Source organism: Chryseobacterium sp. ZHDP1, from assembly GCF_018603435.1.
In the GTDB taxonomy this organism is placed as follows: domain Bacteria; phylum Bacteroidota; class Bacteroidia; order Flavobacteriales; family Weeksellaceae; genus Chryseobacterium; species Chryseobacterium indicum.
The window spans coordinates 4,626,059-4,642,476 of record NZ_CP075682.1 but is presented as its reverse complement, the minus strand read 5'-3'; the positions used below and the strand labels follow the sequence as shown (position 1 = coordinate 4,642,476).

General features: G+C 35.4%; 17 protein-coding genes. 9 read left to right on the top strand and 8 right to left on the bottom strand.

The features are described 5' to 3' along the window. Window positions 1–23: 23 nt before the first annotated feature. Window positions 24–407: an acyl-CoA thioesterase gene (locus KKI44_RS21485; protein WP_076392338.1), complete on the top strand. Its 384-nt coding sequence runs from the start codon at window positions 24–26 to the stop codon at window positions 405–407. Window positions 408–496: 89 nt separating this feature from the next. On the opposite strand, the gene KKI44_RS21480 is transcribed toward KKI44_RS21485, so the two are convergent. Next, the gene (locus KKI44_RS21480) at window positions 497–1,087 is read right to left on the bottom strand and encodes an HD domain-containing protein (protein ID WP_214589062.1); all 591 of its coding nucleotides are present in this window, start codon (window positions 1,085–1,087) and stop codon (window positions 497–499) included. 131 nt (window positions 1,088–1,218) lie between these two features. Here KKI44_RS21480 and KKI44_RS21475 point away from each other — a divergent pair, with 131 nt between their 5' ends. From KKI44_RS21475 to KKI44_RS21440, 8 genes are all read left to right on the top strand, one after another. Next, window positions 1,219–2,559, top strand: coding sequence for a cytochrome P450 (locus KKI44_RS21475; RefSeq protein ID WP_214589061.1), 1,341 nt, complete (start codon window positions 1,219–1,221; stop codon window positions 2,557–2,559). A 213-nt stretch (window positions 2,560–2,772) separates the two neighbouring features. Beyond that, window positions 2,773–3,102: a PadR family transcriptional regulator gene (locus KKI44_RS21470; protein WP_072952756.1), complete on the top strand. Its 330-nt coding sequence runs from the start codon at window positions 2,773–2,775 to the stop codon at window positions 3,100–3,102. A gap of 10 nt (window positions 3,103–3,112) precedes the next feature. Then, on the top strand, window positions 3,113–4,834 hold the full coding sequence (locus tag KKI44_RS21465; RefSeq protein WP_214589060.1) for a PspC domain-containing protein: 1,722 nt from the start codon (window positions 3,113–3,115) through the stop codon (window positions 4,832–4,834). 316 nt (window positions 4,835–5,150) lie between these two features. Further along, on the top strand, window positions 5,151–5,747 hold the full coding sequence (locus KKI44_RS21460; RefSeq protein WP_214589059.1) for a 1-acyl-sn-glycerol-3-phosphate acyltransferase: 597 nt from the start codon (window positions 5,151–5,153) through the stop codon (window positions 5,745–5,747). Window positions 5,748–5,860: 113 nt separating this feature from the next. After that, entirely contained in the window at window positions 5,861–6,295 is a 435-nt protein-coding gene (locus KKI44_RS21455) for a PaaI family thioesterase (protein ID WP_262911587.1), read from the top strand. Between the two features lie 421 nt (window positions 6,296–6,716). Further along, window positions 6,717–7,832 (top strand): RNA polymerase sigma factor, encoded by a 1,116-nt coding sequence (locus KKI44_RS21450; protein WP_214589058.1) that lies wholly within the window; start codon window positions 6,717–6,719, stop codon window positions 7,830–7,832. A 15-nt stretch (window positions 7,833–7,847) separates the two neighbouring features. Continuing rightward, entirely contained in the window at window positions 7,848–8,741 is an 894-nt protein-coding gene (locus tag KKI44_RS21445; protein WP_214589057.1) for an outer membrane beta-barrel protein, read from the top strand. A 21-nt stretch (window positions 8,742–8,762) separates the two neighbouring features. Beyond that, window positions 8,763–9,734 (top strand): chorismate-binding protein, encoded by a 972-nt coding sequence (locus tag KKI44_RS21440; protein WP_214589056.1) that lies wholly within the window; start codon window positions 8,763–8,765, stop codon window positions 9,732–9,734. 347 nt (window positions 9,735–10,081) lie between these two features. Here KKI44_RS21440 and KKI44_RS21435 read toward each other — a convergent pair whose 3' ends face one another. From KKI44_RS21435 to KKI44_RS21405, 7 genes are all read right to left on the bottom strand, one after another. Then, on the bottom strand, window positions 10,082–10,276 hold the full coding sequence (locus tag KKI44_RS21435; protein ID WP_076392320.1) for a hypothetical protein: 195 nt from the start codon (window positions 10,274–10,276) through the stop codon (window positions 10,082–10,084). A gap of 5 nt (window positions 10,277–10,281) precedes the next feature. Next, on the bottom strand, window positions 10,282–10,884 hold the full coding sequence (locus KKI44_RS21430) for a MarC family protein (protein ID WP_076392318.1): 603 nt from the start codon (window positions 10,882–10,884) through the stop codon (window positions 10,282–10,284). Between the two features lie 44 nt (window positions 10,885–10,928). Beyond that, window positions 10,929–12,668 (bottom strand): BatD family protein, encoded by a 1,740-nt coding sequence (locus KKI44_RS21425; protein ID WP_214589055.1) that lies wholly within the window; start codon window positions 12,666–12,668, stop codon window positions 10,929–10,931. After that, window positions 12,668–13,405: a tetratricopeptide repeat protein gene (locus tag KKI44_RS21420; RefSeq protein ID WP_214589054.1), complete on the bottom strand. Its 738-nt coding sequence runs from the start codon at window positions 13,403–13,405 to the stop codon at window positions 12,668–12,670. Before KKI44_RS21420 ends, KKI44_RS21425 begins: the two co-directional genes overlap by 1 nt. A gap of 100 nt (window positions 13,406–13,505) precedes the next feature. Further along, window positions 13,506–14,513 (bottom strand): vWA domain-containing protein, encoded by a 1,008-nt coding sequence (locus tag KKI44_RS21415; RefSeq protein WP_214589053.1) that lies wholly within the window; start codon window positions 14,511–14,513, stop codon window positions 13,506–13,508. Next, window positions 14,513–15,505, bottom strand: a complete 993-nt coding sequence (locus KKI44_RS21410) for a vWA domain-containing protein (RefSeq protein WP_214589052.1) — start codon at window positions 15,503–15,505, stop codon at window positions 14,513–14,515. Before KKI44_RS21410 ends, KKI44_RS21415 begins: the two co-directional genes overlap by 1 nt. After that, the gene (locus KKI44_RS21405) at window positions 15,498–16,394 is read right to left on the bottom strand and encodes a BatD family protein (protein ID WP_375180995.1); all 897 of its coding nucleotides are present in this window, start codon (window positions 16,392–16,394) and stop codon (window positions 15,498–15,500) included. The genes KKI44_RS21410 and KKI44_RS21405 overlap by 8 nt, the downstream gene beginning before the upstream one ends. Window positions 16,395–16,418 lie beyond the last annotated feature (24 nt).

Sequence of the window (16,418 nt, the reverse complement as noted above, 5' to 3'; positions counted from 1 at the left end):
TTTCGCTTTAATAATAATGATATATGACTACAGAAGAAAGAATTGAAGCATCCGAAACCCGAATTTTTAAAGCGGTTTTCCCAAACACAACCAATCATTACGATACTCTTTTCGGAGGTACGGCGATGCAGCTAATGGATGAAGTGGCTTTTATTGCAGCAACAAGATTTGCAAGAAAACGCGTGGTAACCGTAAGCAGCGATAAGATTGATTTTAAAAGATCGATCCCCGCAGGAACGATTGTGGAGTTAATCGGAAAAGTTGTTCACGTAGGAAAAACAAGCATGAAAGTAAATGTAGAAATTTTTACGGAACAGATGTATTCTTATGAAAGGGAAAGAGCCATTGTAGGAGATTTTACTTTTGTAGCGATTGATGAATTTAAGAAGCCAATTCAAATATTATAAAAAGGTTCCGGCGACCTTCGGTCGCCGGAAACCAATATTTTCAAAATGTTCTTTAAAGCGGTTTCGGCGGGCTTTGCCCGCCGAAACTTTTATTTCAATACCTTTTCGGTCTCAAGATTTTTAATTAACAACATCTGAAAAGCTTCTCCCAGTTCATCCGAAGCCCTTACAATGGCATTTTCCAGCATATTTCTGATTTGTTTTTCCGTGACTCCGGCTTCTGTCCAGCTCTTTCCTGAAGTGTGGGAATTTAAGATAAAAGGCATAATGCGGTCAATTGCACAGGCAAAAACAGCATCGGGAGTCTGCTCTTCTTCAAATTCCAGCCAAAGGTTAAAAAATTCTGAGCGCAGCGGTTCATCTAAAATTCCGAAGATCTTCTGAGCCGAAACTTTCTCTCTTTCAAATTTTCCGACCATGGCAGCTTCATCAAATATAAAAGTATCCCCTGCTTCAATTTCAACCAAATCGTGAATCGACAGCATTCTGATCACTCTCAAAAGATCAATATCCGCTCTGTTTTTCGCATAAGGAAACAGAATCTGCGCCAGAATAATAATCTGCCACGAATGTTCTGCCGTATTTTCCCTTCTGGAATCATCTGCATTATAATTTCTTCGCTGTACATTTTTCAGGGCATCAACAGCAAGAATAAAATCGATTTCCTTTTGTATCTTCATATTTATTTTGTTTAAAATTTCATCATCCATTTTACGGGATTGATGATAAAAAAGCTGTACAAAAATAAGACTTTTGACTGTAAACCTGTTTTAATTCACAGATTAGTATTACATTTATTTAAATATTATGTATGACGCCAAATTACAATTATCCTGCAGAAATCAAAGGAAAACGAAAACTGTATTCTCTTTTTTACGGAGTAAATAATCCCTTGGAAGTAATCAGTGGAAATCATGCCATTGCAGGAGATACTTATTACCTTAAAGCTACTTTAACGAATAAGAATTTTATCTTTTCTCAGGATAAGGAATTCATCGAATATATTTTAAAACAAAACCAGAAAAATTATTTTAAATCTGATATCCAGTCTGTTACTTTAAGAAAATATCTCGGGAAAGGACTGCTTACGAACAATGGAAAAGATTGGCTGAAACAAAGGAGACTTATACAGCCCGGTTTTAGTAAAGCTAAAATTGCTGAATTGATCTCTATCATGAACGAAGAAATAAATAAAGCTTTTACGCCTTTTCCTGATGAACCTGAAATCGATCTGCATGATTTTTTCCATACCCTGACTTTTAATATTGTTGCAAAAACACTTTTCAGTTCGGATATTAATGAAGAAAGCGTAAAAGAACTTGGGAAAATTATTACAGAAGTTCAGGAAGTTTTTGCCAAAGAAGTAAGAATACCTTTCTATTCACAATTTTTGAAAAGTATTGGTGTCATCGATAAAATGATCAAGAAAAGTACTGAAGCCAAAAATATTATTCAGGGTGTTCTGGATAAACGCAGAAATTCGAAGGAAGAAAAAAATGATTTGCTAGATATGCTTATTCAGGCGAGATATGAAGACACGCAGCTTCCGATGTCTGATGAACAACTTATTGATGAAATGCTCATTCTTTTCATTGCAGGACACGAAACAACAGCCAATGCATTAAGCTTTATCTTTTTTGAGATCAGTCAAAATCCTGAATCTGAACAAAAGCTAAAGGCTGAAATTGCAGCAGAAGGAGTAAACGCTTTCGGGACAGAAAGCTTAATGAAAAAATCTTATACCACGAATATTATCAAAGAAGCAATGCGGCTGCATTCTCCGGCATGGGCAATTGACAGACAGGCTTTAGAAGACGACAGCTTTAAAAATTACTCTTGGAAAAAAGGAACTTTCATTATTCTTTACATCAGCGGACTTCATAGGAATCCAAAATATTGGAACAATCCAAATTCCTTTATTCCGGAACGTTTTGATGATGAAAATGCTAAAAATTTCGCTTATTATCCTTTCGGAGCAGGACCGAGACTCTGCATTGGAGAACACTTTGCCATGATAGAAATGGCACTTATCGTCCGTAGATTCTATAAAAGCTACACTTTTAGATCATATCATAAAGAATTACAGAAAAAAGCTTTGGTTACCTTAAGAACAGTGAGCTTAAAAGGTAAAATTATTAAAAATTTAACCTGAATTTCCTAAAATTCATATTTCTAAAATTTTCCAGTAAAAAACAATTAAACTGATTATCAATTAGTTAAATAATTTATTTAATTTTTTTTACTACTTTGTATTGCATAATACCATTTTATTTACATATCTTTGTAATGTAAAATCGAAACAGGTACAACTAGCTAGGTTCCGGGTTTCGAAAATTATACAACTAATTAACAAAACTTATTAAAGATGAATACTGAAAATACCAAAGCGCAAATGCGAAAAGGAATTCTGGAATTCTGTATTTTAAGTCTCATCAATCATCGTGAAATGTACGTTTCCGACTTAATAGATGAACTGAAAAAAGGAAAACTGGATGTCGTAGAAGGAACACTCTACCCTCTTTTAACAAGATTAAAAAACGGTGAGTTCCTTTCATACAGATGGGAAGAATCTACGGGAGGACCACCCAGAAAATATTACCAGATTACAGAAAAAGGTAAATTATTTTTAGATGAACTTCAAAATACCTGGAACGAATTAACCAATTCAGTCAACCAAATCACTCAAAAAAATTAAAAACAAAGCTATGAACAAGACACTCTCAATAGGACTCGCAGGTTTTTCTTTTACCATAGAAGAACACGCATACATAAAACTTAGCGATTACCTGAATGCTCTGAGAAGCTCTCTGGACGCTTCGGAAGCAGATGAGGTAATGCATGACATAGAAATCAGAATGGTAGAAATCTTCAAAGATTCTATGGCAAAACGTGAAGTAATTAACGACTCGGATGTAGAAAGAGTAATTGCACAGATCGGAAGCCCTGAAAAAATCGAAGAGCAGGAAGAAGCATATTATTCTGAGAAAAATACAAAGAAAACAGGAACTTCCGGAACCGGATATTCTGATAAAAAACAGTTGTTCCGAGATCCTGAAAGACAAAAAATTGCCGGTGTTTGCGCAGGTTTAGCACATTACGTGGGAATGGACATCACTGCGATGAGAGCGATCTGGCTTGGTGTTTTCATCCTGGGAATCTTCACGGCAGCCGTTTCTTCAACCTTGGTTTTCTTACTTTACGTTATTCTTTGGGCAGTTTTGCCAAAAGCAGAAACCGCAGCAGATTTCCTGAAAATGAAGGGAAAGCCTATGAACTTCGACAATCTTAAGAATGAGTCTAATAAATTGGTACAGTTTGCCAATGAATCTACTCAGAGGGTCGGAGAAATCTATATCGAAAACAAATCCTACATCAATAACGCCGGAAGCGGACTTTGGAATGTATTACGATATATTTTAGGGGGTATTTTCGGGTTTATGTCTTTGTCTTGTCTCATCGGAGTATTTGTAGTATTCGGTTTTATGGGAGCAGACAGCGATTTCCCTCCGGTAAGCCAGATGAACTTCTATTTTGATAACGATAATATGAAATACATTCTTATGGCACTGATTACTTTAGGAAGTTTATTGCCTGCGATGTTATTCGGATTATTAAGCATCAAATTAATTTCTCCTAAAACAAAACTGAGAAACACAGGTTGGGTAATCGGAGCTTTGTTCCTTGCACTCATCAGTTTAGGTACTTATTTCGGGTTCAGCATGGCAAAAAGAGAAATGTTCCTGAAAGGTCATAAAGAAGATACGGAAGAAATTGCGATCAATACACAATCAGACAGTATTTATGTAGATTTCAAACAGGTTTCTATTCCGCAAAACTTTAAAGGATACGATGATGATCTTTATTCAGACAAAGTTTCTGTATACGAAAGAGACTGGATGCATGTGGATGTAACGAGAAAAGCAGATGTAAAAACACCTTATTTAATCATTAAAAAAGAAGCTAAAGGATACAATCTTCCATTAAATGTAAGCGTTCCTGTAGAAGTGGTAAATAACAGAATTGTTCTTCCGAACTACATCAAATACCCTTACGAACACCGTTTCAGAGATTACAGCATAGATTATGAACTGGTACTTCCTTTAAAAACCGTAGTGATCCCTGTGAAAAAAGACGGAATCAGCTTCGATGGAGATCTTAACGCAGACGGAATTAATGATGACGATCAGGAAAGAGACGAAGACGGAAAAATTAAAATCGAAAAAAATAAAATTACCGTAAATGGCTCTACGATCGAATACAATTCTGATGATGAAGACAGCATTATCGTTAACGGAAAAAAAGTTCCGAGCAATAAAGCAGATCAGGTAATCGACTCCATGAAAAGCAGCATCAAAAAGATGAAAGGAGCCAACATCGACTTCAAAGTGGATAAAGATAAAAACGAAATTTCCATACAAACCAAATAACTAAACTGCAGAGAGTGGCAGAAGGTGTGAATGAATAACACAACCGTTTGAAATTCACACTCTTCTTCTCTCACTGAAAACGAAAAAATATAAAGATTTTATTCGCTGTTTCAATAAAAATCTTTACATTTGTGTAGTAAAAAATTAAAACCAAAACACTCAATAAAAATTCAATAATCATGGTACAACTGGCACTAGAAATTGTAATGAAAATTGTTGATTTAATCAGCAGTCTGTTTTAAGAGCGATAATATTTCAATATATTTGTAAAGTATAACCACTTTGGTTATACTTTTTTGTTTTTAATCTAAACTATATGAGAAAGCTGATCGGCAAGCTGCTGCTAAAATTAATGGGCTGGAAAGTCGTTCTTCAGGGCGACGAAAACGTTCTGAACAGATGTATTCTTGTAGTCGCCCCTCACACGCACAACATGGAATATATTTTAGGAAACCTATCCTACTGGTCTCTGAAAAAACCATTAAAAATCATCATCAAAGATGCACACACCAAAGCATGGTACGGAAGCGTGGTAAAAGGTCTGGGCGGAATCGGGATCGACAGAAGCCAGAAAAATGATCTGGTGAATTTCGTAGCCAAACAGTTTGAAAAAGACGATTTCAGTCTGGTCATCACTCCGGAAGGAACAAGAAGCTGGGTTCCGAAATGGAGAAAAGGTTTTTACCACATGGCTTTAGCGGCAAAAGTTCCTATCGTTCTCGCGGCAGGAGATTTTAAAAGAAAAATCATTTATCTTGGGTATACCATTCCCTACGAAAGAATTGCAACGGCACCATTTACCGAAATTATGCAGGAAATTCAGGATTACTACATAAAAAATGATATAGTTCCTAAAATCCCTGAAAACTGGAACCCGAATATCATGGGAAATGATACTGAGGCTAAAGGTTAGGAGATAGAGGCAGGAAGATAGAAGCTAGATGCTGGAAGATGGAAGTTAGAAACTAGATGTTAGATGTTATCAAAATTACTCATTACCAATTACTTATTACTGATTATTAAAATATGTATATAAAAGATAAAAGCAAGGAAGAAATATTAGAATTCATCAACAACTGGGGCGGAGAAACATTTGCAAAAACTCTGGATATTAAGTTCACAGATATTGATGTTGAAAATGAAACACTGACTGCAACAATGCCTGTTTCACCAAAAATTCATCAGCCTTTCGGAATTATGCACGGTGGCGCAAGCTGTGTTTTGGCAGAAACCATGGGTTCAAGCCTGTCTAATATTTTTATTGATGGTTCAAAATATTTCGGAGTGGGAACCAACATCAATTCCAACCATTTAAGAAGCAAAAAAGACGGAATCGTAACAGCCGTTGCAAGATTCATCCGAAAAGGAAAAACAATGCACGTTTCGGAAATAGAGATCCGTGATGAAAAAGGTCAGCTCATCAATCATACCACGATGACGAACAATATCATCAACCGATAAGATTTAATTTTCACTGAAAAATATCAAGCTCAAAAAAATTTGAGCTTTTTTTATTTTCTTACTGCAACCTTTTATTTTTTCTGCATCTTATAAGAAAAATAATAACCATGAAAACTTTAAATTTATTTTTTATTGACCCTGTTCATTTGTATAAAGATTTAACTTTATCTTGAAAAGGTCTAAATTTTATGTGATGATCCGTAATTGGTCATAATTGAAAATCTTTGAGTTCTTTGCTGAGTGAATAGTTTATGCTGAGCTTGTCGAAGTACCTTTGCGAACTTAAAAACGGTTGGTATATAAAAGAATCTTAGCGATCCTTTGCGTAAAAATTAAGCAATTATGATTAATAACAGAAAATCAAAAAATTTTAATAAAACTTCCGGTAAATAATAACTTACTATTTGTCGCGAATTAAATTATGAAGCAAAACAGCAACTTCAACTGGCAGAAAATCTATCTCGATTATTCCCCGAAACTTCTGGGAATATGCCGAAGATATGTCGATGATATTTATACGGCGGAAGACATCGTGCAGGACAGTTTCATTACCGCAATCCAGAAAAACGATCAGCTGAATGATGAAAAAGCTCTGTTTGCATGGCTGAAAAAAATTGTGGTAAACAATGCACTGCAACACATCCGCAAACACAGCAAAGATACTTTTGTAACTACAGAACCTTTGGAAATCCCAGATACCTATTCAGAAATGGACCATCATTTATTAGAAGAGAAAAATGTATTCGTTTACGACTTTACCAGTGAAGAACTGCTGTCTTCCATCGACAGTCTTCCACCGCATCACAAATCTGTTTTCAATCTGTATTTTATTGAAAATCATTCTCATGCAGAAATTTCCGGTTTATTGGGAATTACCGTAAATACCTCAAAATCTCACCTTTTGAGAGCGAAAAAATCGATTCAGAATTATCTGATGAAGAATTTCGTCAATCAAAATACTCCGAAGAAAAAAATGGCGCAACTGCTTGTTGTTTTCGGACTTGGAGGATTGCTTTGGGCGCAGACTTTTAAAAGTAAATTTGCAGATTTTACCATTCAGCCATCAAAAAAATTGCAGATTCCTTCCGATCTTAAAATTAATAACACTGCATTTTCATCATCCAATACGAGTCTGAAAAAGAAAACAGTTATTGGAGGAACATTTTTGGTCATCATCATTCTGTCTGTTTTTTTCTTAAATCCGAAGAATTCTTTTTTCTCAACGAATCAGAATTCAGCTTTACCAATTCTTACAGATAATAATGAAACAGTAGGTAAAAAGACAAAAAACCACTTCGTAAATACCAATTCTGATTCAAAAGAAAAATCAGACAATAATGCTGTAAATCAGTCAGCAACAAATATAATTGAAGAAAAAAACACTGCTAAAAGAGAAATAAGAGGAGATGAAACAGGATTGAAAAGCAGATCGGTTTTAAAAAAAACGGCTGCAAACGACACCATTGAAGAAGCTCCAAAGAAAGTAATTGTCGTTAAAAAAATCATTAAAAGAGACACCGTATTTATTGAAAAATAAATTGAAACGCAGAATATGTTCTTCCAAAAAATAATACTTCTTTTTCTCATCGCCTGTGTCAACTTTTCGTTTGCACAGAAAATCAGGAAAAAGAAAATAGATACGGTTTACGTCTACGAAAAAGTAGTCGTTTATGATACCGTATATCTCATGAAACCTTTAAAATTCAGGCTGAATGATGTTGTGATGAAAACACCAACCGTTCAGGAAACGAAATTTGTTACGGATGTATACAAACAGGAAATCGACAAACAGAGGGCTTCAAGAAGAGCAAGATTGCGAAAACCGGTGAGCTTTCAGTACGGAATTGAAGGAGGATTTGGCATAAAAAGTACAAACTGGGCTTTAGAAAATAAACCGCAGTTCGGAGAAAATATCGGAATCTGGGCTTCCAAAAGTTTCTCCGATTCTCAGTTTTTAGTCTGGCTGTCTGCCAATGTGTACCACTGGAATTCATCCTTCGATCTCGATGCCAACAAAGAAGACACTTTTCTGAACGGATATTATTTTACCGAAGATAATCAGCCGCTTCTATTTCAGAAGTTTAATAATGAACATTTTGAGTTTGCACTTCAGCTTAAACTGATGTATAACTGGAAAAACTTCCGTCCGTTTGCAGGAATTCTGCTAAATAATCAGACTTATAAAATGCAGTTTCTGACTCCTGAAAATGATGTTTTAACCAAACTGGAGGATTTTAAAAGCACACAGACCAATCTCGGATTTTCTGCGGGTCTTCAGTATAGATTTTTGCGACGCTTCATCATTTCTGCGGAATATCAGCATTACAGCATCAAGAATATTTCCTTAAAAAATCCTGACTTTGATTTTGAGATTTTTAAGACTAATAATACCTTTGCAGAAAGAAAAATCAACGTTGGAATTTCTTATATTATTTCCCGACTCTGATTTTCTAAAAAGCTTCAAACAATGATTTATTTCAAATTTCCATTCGACGAAAAACTGTATTCCACAGATGAAAATTCCGGAGAAAATCCTATCAGTTTTTATTCTTTTGATGGATTGAAACGATCGGATTTTGGAGGAAAAATTATTGAATTAAGCCCCGAAAATTTTAATCAGATAGCTATTTCAAGTAAGATTTTATCTGAAGATAAAAATGAATTTGCTGCCGAAACCAAGGAAGAATATTTAAAAAATCTTGAAAAAGTAATTGAGATTATCCAAGAACATCAGCTTCCGAAACTGGTCTATTCAAGAAGAAAAATTTTTACCGATTTTGAAGAAATTAATCTGAAAGAAAGCTTTAATCATCTTTGTCAATCCTATCCGAATGCATTCAGATATATTTTTATCAATAACGAAAATTCATGGATGGGCGCTTTTTCAGAAGTTTTAGGAAAATTCAGTAAAAAAACGTACGAATTTGAAACGATGAGTCTCGCAGGAACGCTTCCTGTTTCTGAAAACTGGTCGAAAAAGGAAATAGAGGAACAAAAACCTGTAACGTCATACATCAGAAATATTTTAAACCAGTATTCTGAAAACGTAACGGAATCTGAAACCTACGATCATATTTCGGGAAACATCAAGCATCTACGAACCGATTTTAAAGCCCAAATTAAGCCTGAAAACTTAGATCAGATTATTCAGGAATTACACCCCACTCCTGCTGTTTGCGGAATTCCGAAAGATTTCTGTAGAGAAGAAATTCAGAAGATTGAAAAATTTCCGCGCGAACTGTACGCAGGATATATTAAAATTGAGACTGATGAAACGGTACAGTATTTTGTTAATCTTCGCTGTTCAAAACTGTATAAAAATGCAGTTCATTTATTTGTAGGCGGCGGAATTACCGCACAAAGTAGTCCCGAAAAAGAATGGACAGAAACGGAGCTGAAATCGGAAGCAGTTCTGAAAAATCTGGTGATTTTGAAATAATAAATTTCTTTAAATTTTATTTGACCGAAAAAAGGCAAAAGATTCAACATTTTGTTTAAAGTAAAATGCCAGAAAACTCTATAGAGTTTTATCTGTGTAGAAATCATATTAGGAGGACGTTTGGCGTTCCGTAGGAACGCTATCTTTAGAAAATGTATCGTATCATAGATATCAATCTTATGGATTGATTGATAGACTTATTCTTATTTCTACACAGATTCTGCTCCTAAAGGAGCAAAACTCTTTAGTTTAGATTTTTATTATTTGAGAGCTAAAATTCAACAAGAAACAGAAATAAAAAAGCCTCCTTCAAACTGAAAGAGGCTTTATATAAAATTGTAATTCAATTATTTTCTTACTCCGATCTTGCTCCATGTATTCATTACAAAAAGCAAAATAAGACCTATCGCTGCTGAAGCTATTGAGAAAACAAACTTCAGGTTATCTTCAGACAAAATATCCGATTGCCAGTCTAAAGCATAAAGATTAATTGCGATAAACACGATGAACAGTACCAAAAATACTTTATAAAACTTCTGCATAACTCTTAAAAATTAATGTAATTCTGCACCAGTTGCGCAAAATTCGCGGTGAATAATTTAATTGAAATCGCCAACAGGATAATTCCGAAAACTTTCTGTAAAATGGCAAGTGTTGCATCGCCCATTTTCTTCTCCAGCCACGTTGCAGATTTCAGCACCAAATATACGAAAATTGTGTTGAGAATAATTCCAAAAATAATGTTAATGTCATGAAACTCCGCTTTCAGAGAAAGCGTTGTCGTTAAGGTTCCTGCTCCTGCAACCAGCGGAAACGCGATGGGAACGATGGATGCAGCCTTTGCTTCAGAAGTTTTATTGATCTCAATCCCCAGAATCATTTCCAGTGCTATGATAAAAATCACAAAAGCTCCCGCAATTGCGAATGAATTAACATCCACACCAATAAATTTCAGAATTTTGTTTCCCACGAAAAGAAAAACAAGCATAATGGCTCCTGCTGTAATAGATGCTTTTTCAGCTTCAATCTGCCCGAATTTCTGCTGTAAACTTACCACAATCGGGATAGAACCAATGATATCAATCACTGCAAAAAGAACCATAAAACAGGTAATAATCTCTTTTATCGAAAAATCATTAAATATTTCCATTTCCTTGCAATTAATAATTTCGCAAAAATATGAAAATAAATTGATTATTTGCTAATCTTAGAATACAAATTAACGATGGAGGATAAAAGTTCGTCCATTCCTTCCGAAGATTTTATCGGAGCATATTTTTCAACCTGTACTCTCTGAATAAGATTCCTGTATTCTTCGGCTATTGACGAGCCTTTTTCTTTTTCCAGCAAATCGGTTAAATGATCAGCAGGATTTCCAGAATATTGATTTTTCACTTCCTGATCAAGTTCATCAAAGGTTTGAAAAAACTTCTGATAATCTTCATTATCTTTAAGATTTTCCAAATAGCCAAAATAATCGTTGATGTCAGTTTTAAACTTTTCACGGATTTCATTTTCCGTTTCAGCAACAGAACCTAATGGCATCGGAGCCTGAATTTCTTTAGATAATCTGTTTTTCTTCTGCCATGTTTTAAACAGAAGATACATTCCGAATAAGGAAAGCAAAATAGCAATATTGATAAAAAGAACATTCCAGTGAAATTTCTTTTTTTCTTTTACTTTAAATGAAGTTGTTTTTAAAACAGGCGTATTTACCGTTTCTAAAAAAGTATTGGTATACTCATTCACTTTTTCAACCGCTGTACGGGACTCAAGAATCTGATCATGAGAAAAAGCATTTACCGCTAAAGACTGCTGTCCAAGATCTACATACTCTTTGCTGGAAGGATCGAAAAAGGCAAACTGTTCTGTTTTAATATTAATTTCTCCCGCTTTTTTAGGAATTACAAGATAATTGGCTAACACCTCTCCTTTCATTCCTTCCGTTCCAACCGTTACGCGTGAAATGATCTTAGGAGCGAAAACTTCATAATCCGGAGATTGCGCAATTTTAGGAAGCTCCATGCTTTTAAGATTCCCTTCTCCGCTTACTTTTACCAGAACATTCATCGGTTTTTTAACCTCAATTTTTTCTTTTGAAGTATTAACAACGGTTACATTAAAATTCCCGACTGCATTCTTAAAACATTCCGGAGAACCTTCAGGAAGTTTTTTAACATTAATCTTTACTTTATTGGAAACGAGCTTGTTTTTGTTAGCATAAGAATTCAGCGAAGCCGAAACCCCCGGAATGTCCACATAACCGGCTTCATTCGGGAAAACCATAAACACGGCAAGAATCTGCGATGCCATATTTCCTGCATCGGAAGGATCAATTTCAGATTTGGTAAAACTTACCGGAAAAACATCCAGATTGTCCTGCTCAGGAAGATGTATATTTCTTACTCTTCTGAAGTTATCCATGTTTTTTGAATACACCTTCAGAACAGCAATGGTAGGCTGATCCTGATACACTTCACGGTCATCAATCTCCATATTGAGATAAACGTCTTTTGAAGCATTGTTGACAGTAACCGGTTTCTTTTCTACATCTTTAATAAAAATGTCAAAAGGTTCGGTTTTATAAATTTTATTATTGATGGTAATCAGGAAAGATCCGATCTTTACTTTTCCTTTCTGTTTGGGTTCAAGAGCTAATCTTGTAATAGATTGGGAAATTACGGTATTGGTTTCAGGATCCACATAACCGTTACTGGCAGAACCGCTTCCTATGATATTAAATTTTGACAAGTCCGGTGAACGTAATGGCGTTTGCTGATTATACTCACCACCATTCATTTCAAGAACAATATTCAGATTTACTATTTCCTTACCATTATACGTTGTTTTGTCAGGAGTTACAGAAAGATTTACCTGTCCGTAAGAAATTACGGAAGACATTAAGAGTAATATGTAGATAATTCTGTTCTGCATCACCAATCTTTCTCGTTGCTCTCGGGCATCGAATAAGAATTTTTATTCAAAATTCTTCTGGCGGTTTCTTTTTCCTTATCGCTTACTTTGTTGAGTATTTGATTTTCGAGACCTTTAGGGATTTTGCCTTCATTATTCTGGTTACGGTTGGGATCATTTCCCTGTCCGTCTCCTTTATTCTGCTGACCTTGTCCCTGATCCTGCTTTTGATCTTTTCCTTTTTGATCATCATTTTGCTGTTGGTCTTTACCACCGCCTCCTTTACCGGAGTTATTTTGCTGTTGTTTTTTCTGCTGGTTTTCCTTATCCTTCAGCTTGGCAATCTCGTAATTTTTTCTTGTTACTTCGCTGTACGGATTTTGTTTCAGGGACTGTCTGTAGAATTCTGCTGCCTTTTCAGGCTTATTCATCTGCATATAGGTATTCCCCAAATTATGAAGAGCAGCCGCTTTATCAGGAATTGTCTGAGAAAGTTTCTGAGCCGTCTCGAATTCTGCTTTTGCTTCTTCGTATTTTTTGCTTTTATATAATGCGTTTCCTAAATTGTAGTGCGCTATAAAATCTTTACTGTTGGTTCTTATCGCTTCCAGATACTTTACAGACGCCCCATCATAATCTTTACCGTTGAATTTTTCATTGCCTTCATAGACTAAAGTCCTGTAATTTTTCTGCCCGAAAAGATTTCCCGAGAAGATGAAAGCAATTATAAACGATAAAAAAATGATTTTAGTATTCATTATGTGCAAAATTATTCCTTTAAATGTTAATAAACAGTGTCTTATTTGTTAAAATTGGGTTAAAGTAATGGTCTGATTCTGAGACAATGTATCCGGATTATCAAACATTAAAATCTCTTTTAGGATTAAATAAATAAATCAGAAAGAAGAAAAATAGAGAAACTTCCAGAAAATACTGGTAATAATGATTCGCATTTTGTGATTTCACCATCGTTTCAGATGATCCTGTTTTCTTTTTCAGAGCATCTAAAATTCTGTCCGGAGCTTCATTGATGTTATTTCCGTCAATATAGCTTCCTCCGGTTGCATCAGCCATTTTTTTCAGCGCTTCCGTCTGTCTTTTGGAGATAACAGTCTGTCCGTTGATATCACTTTTATATCCCATTAACTGTCCGAAAACATATTCCGGAACCGGAGCGCCTTCTTCGGTACCGATTCCGACGGAAGTAATCATAATTCCCTCTTTTTTAGCCAGTCGTATCGCTGCATCATCATTTCCTTCATTATCTTCACCGTCACTAAGCAAAACAACTTTTCGTCCGTCTTTGCTTACGTTTTTAAATTTTTCAGCCGCAATCTTCATTCCGTTAAGGAAATCTGTTCCCTGAATCTGCATGGAGTTTGTTTCGATTCCGCTGATATAGGTTTCTGCTGAATTATAATCTGTGGTTAAAGGCATAATGGAAGTTGCCTGTCCTGCAAAAATCACCATTCCCACTTTATCGCTTTTCATTTTCTGCATCGTCTGAAGCATCAGATTTTTTGCTTCCGTTAAACGGCTCGGACTGATATCTTCCGCATTCATTGAATTGGAAACATCCAGCATGAAAATGACATTGTTTAATTTCTGACTGGATTTCACTTCTTCTGAACCACTTAATAAATCGATAATTGAAAATATTAAAAACAGGGTTCCCAAAAGATAGAGTGCGGGAAAAAACTTCGTAAAACCTGATTTTTTCTCAAATAGCTGCTCATGAAACTGGCTGTCTGCAAAAATTTCTCTTTTCTTTTTTTTCCATTTCAGAAAACGGATTAAAAAGGAAGCTAACAGCGGCAGAAGCAATAGCAATAATAAAAACCAATAATTCCCTAAATACCAATCCATTAACTTAAAATTTTATAAAAAACCCATCTCAGTAAAGCGTCTAAAAACAGCATTCCCAAAGCAATCCACAGGAAAATTTTAAAATATTCCTGATAATTGAAAAGCTTCGCCACCTTTACATCAGATTTTTCCAGTTGGTTAATTTCGTCATACACTTCTTCAAGACTTGTATTTGATGTGGCTCTGAAATATTTTCCACCCGTCATTTGTGCGACTTCTTTTAAAACAGGCTCATCAATTTTCACTTCGGTTTCCGTAAAGACAAGATCTCCGAAAATATCGGTCTGTGTAGGCATTAAAGCGTATCCGTTCGTTCCGATTCCGATGGAATATACTTTAATTCCGTTATTTTTAGCCAGTTCCGCAGCAATTGCAGGAGGCATTGCATTTTCAATGGTATTCACACCATCCGTCATGAGAATGATGATTTTACTCTTTGCCTTGCTGTTTTTCAAATGGTTAACCGCAACAGAAAGTCCTTCTCCGATGGCTGTTCCCGGCTGTAATTCCAGAGGATTCAGATTGTTCAGTTCATCCACAACAACCTGATGATCGGAAGTTACCGGAACTTTCGTAAATGCTTCTCCTGAATAGGCAACGAGACCAATTCTGTCATTCGGTCTTTTATTAACGAATTTAATTGCAATATCCTTCAATGCCGTTAAACGGTCGGGTGTTAAATCCTTTGCCAGCATACTCAGGGAAACATCCACAGAAAGCATAATATCAATTCCTTTGGTGTCGTCTCTGTCCTGAGAGACCGTAAAAGTTCTCGGTCTTGCCATTGCAATAATCAGCGAAGAAAGAATAATATACTTCGAAATTCTCAGGATAAACATAATAAAATGAATCCCGCCGCTTTCGCCCATATTTTTTACCGTAGGAACTTTTATCCCTTTTCTTTTCTGTCGGCTTGCATCCCTGAATAACAAAGGGATAAACAGTGCGAAAAGCAACAGAAACCACGGACTGTAAAATTCAAAATCAGGCATCTTTTCTCAAGTTTTCAAATTCAAGATCTTTGGATGATCTTTTTACAAAATCTCTGATGTCGGCAAAATCTTTTTCCATGGTTGCCTGATCCGGAAATGTTTTCGCAAATTTCACCAGATCTCCTCTTAAAAATACGTCTTCCACTATTTTTTCATTTTCCTGAGAAATGGTATTGTTTTTCTTCATCACATCGATAAGGTCATCCGTTAACAAAACATCTGCCGGAACGCGGTATTGCTTTGCGATGAATTTTCGGGAAATATCAATCAGTTCAACATAAAATGAACGGTAATCTCCTTTTTCCACATATTTTTTCTTTTTAAGGGAATCCAGTTCCTTCAGGGTCTGATTTGTGGCGACAACCGGCGAATCTTTTGGTTTTCGTCCGTATTTTATGAACATGATAATCGCAATGATGAGGCAAATCACCGCAATGGCGGCTAATATGTAAAATTTATACAGTTCCCAATAATCTGTGACTTCAAGTTTTACTTCTTTGTTGTTCATAATATCATTAATCTGGTCGGTCTTCTGAGCCGTATTAATAACATCAATTTCGTAAGGAATTGTTTTCAGAACTTTTCCGTTGACTTTGAATTCCAGTTCGGGAATGGTAAATTTTCCTTCATCAAAAACAGCAAATTCAATTCTTCTGTAATAAACATCCTGAGTCTGCGCAATACTGTCTTTAATTTCTTCAAAATGAAAAGGCAGCAACTCATTTTCGCGAGCTGCAGAAACTTTTTCATTGTTCAGGTTATTAATGGTGATCACAATATGGTTCACTTCTCCCAAAGCAATGGTTTTCTTCTCAACACTGGAAGAAAGGATCTGCGAAAAGGCATTTGCACAGATTAAAAAACAAAATATAAATAAAAGTTTTTTCAATTTTATTATTAAATTTTAATGATG

What these genes read in the sequence shown, in the direction of transcription:
- KKI44_RS21440 (WP_214589056.1), top strand. Translation starts at nt 8,763, where the DNA reads ATGATTTATTTCAAATTTCCATTCGACGAAAAACTGTATTCCACAGAT.
- KKI44_RS21480 (WP_214589062.1), bottom strand. Translation starts at nt 1,087, where the DNA reads ATGAAGATACAAAAGGAAATCGATTTTATTCTTGCTGTTGATGCCCTG.
- KKI44_RS21455 (WP_262911587.1), top strand. Translation starts at nt 5,861, where the DNA reads ATGTATATAAAAGATAAAAGCAAGGAAGAAATATTAGAATTCATCAAC.
- KKI44_RS21420 (WP_214589054.1), bottom strand. Translation starts at nt 13,405, where the DNA reads ATGAATACTAAAATCATTTTTTTATCGTTTATAATTGCTTTCATCTTC.
- KKI44_RS21470 (WP_072952756.1), top strand. Translation starts at nt 2,773, where the DNA reads ATGAATACTGAAAATACCAAAGCGCAAATGCGAAAAGGAATTCTGGAA.
- KKI44_RS21415 (WP_214589053.1), bottom strand. Translation starts at nt 14,513, where the DNA reads ATGGATTGGTATTTAGGGAATTATTGGTTTTTATTATTGCTATTGCTT.
- KKI44_RS21450 (WP_214589058.1), top strand. Translation starts at nt 6,717, where the DNA reads ATGAAGCAAAACAGCAACTTCAACTGGCAGAAAATCTATCTCGATTAT.
- KKI44_RS21430 (WP_076392318.1), bottom strand. Translation starts at nt 10,884, where the DNA reads ATGGAAATATTTAATGATTTTTCGATAAAAGAGATTATTACCTGTTTT.
- KKI44_RS21475 (WP_214589061.1), top strand. Translation starts at nt 1,219, where the DNA reads ATGACGCCAAATTACAATTATCCTGCAGAAATCAAAGGAAAACGAAAA.
- KKI44_RS21485 (WP_076392338.1), top strand. Translation starts at nt 24, where the DNA reads ATGACTACAGAAGAAAGAATTGAAGCATCCGAAACCCGAATTTTTAAA.
- KKI44_RS21445 (WP_214589057.1), top strand. Translation starts at nt 7,848, where the DNA reads ATGTTCTTCCAAAAAATAATACTTCTTTTTCTCATCGCCTGTGTCAAC.
- KKI44_RS21425 (WP_214589055.1), bottom strand. Translation starts at nt 12,668, where the DNA reads ATGCAGAACAGAATTATCTACATATTACTCTTAATGTCTTCCGTAATT.
- KKI44_RS21435 (WP_076392320.1), bottom strand. Translation starts at nt 10,276, where the DNA reads ATGCAGAAGTTTTATAAAGTATTTTTGGTACTGTTCATCGTGTTTATC.
- KKI44_RS21410 (WP_214589052.1), bottom strand. Translation starts at nt 15,505, where the DNA reads ATGCCTGATTTTGAATTTTACAGTCCGTGGTTTCTGTTGCTTTTCGCA.
- KKI44_RS21465 (WP_214589060.1), top strand. Translation starts at nt 3,113, where the DNA reads ATGAACAAGACACTCTCAATAGGACTCGCAGGTTTTTCTTTTACCATA.
- KKI44_RS21460 (WP_214589059.1), top strand. Translation starts at nt 5,151, where the DNA reads ATGAGAAAGCTGATCGGCAAGCTGCTGCTAAAATTAATGGGCTGGAAA.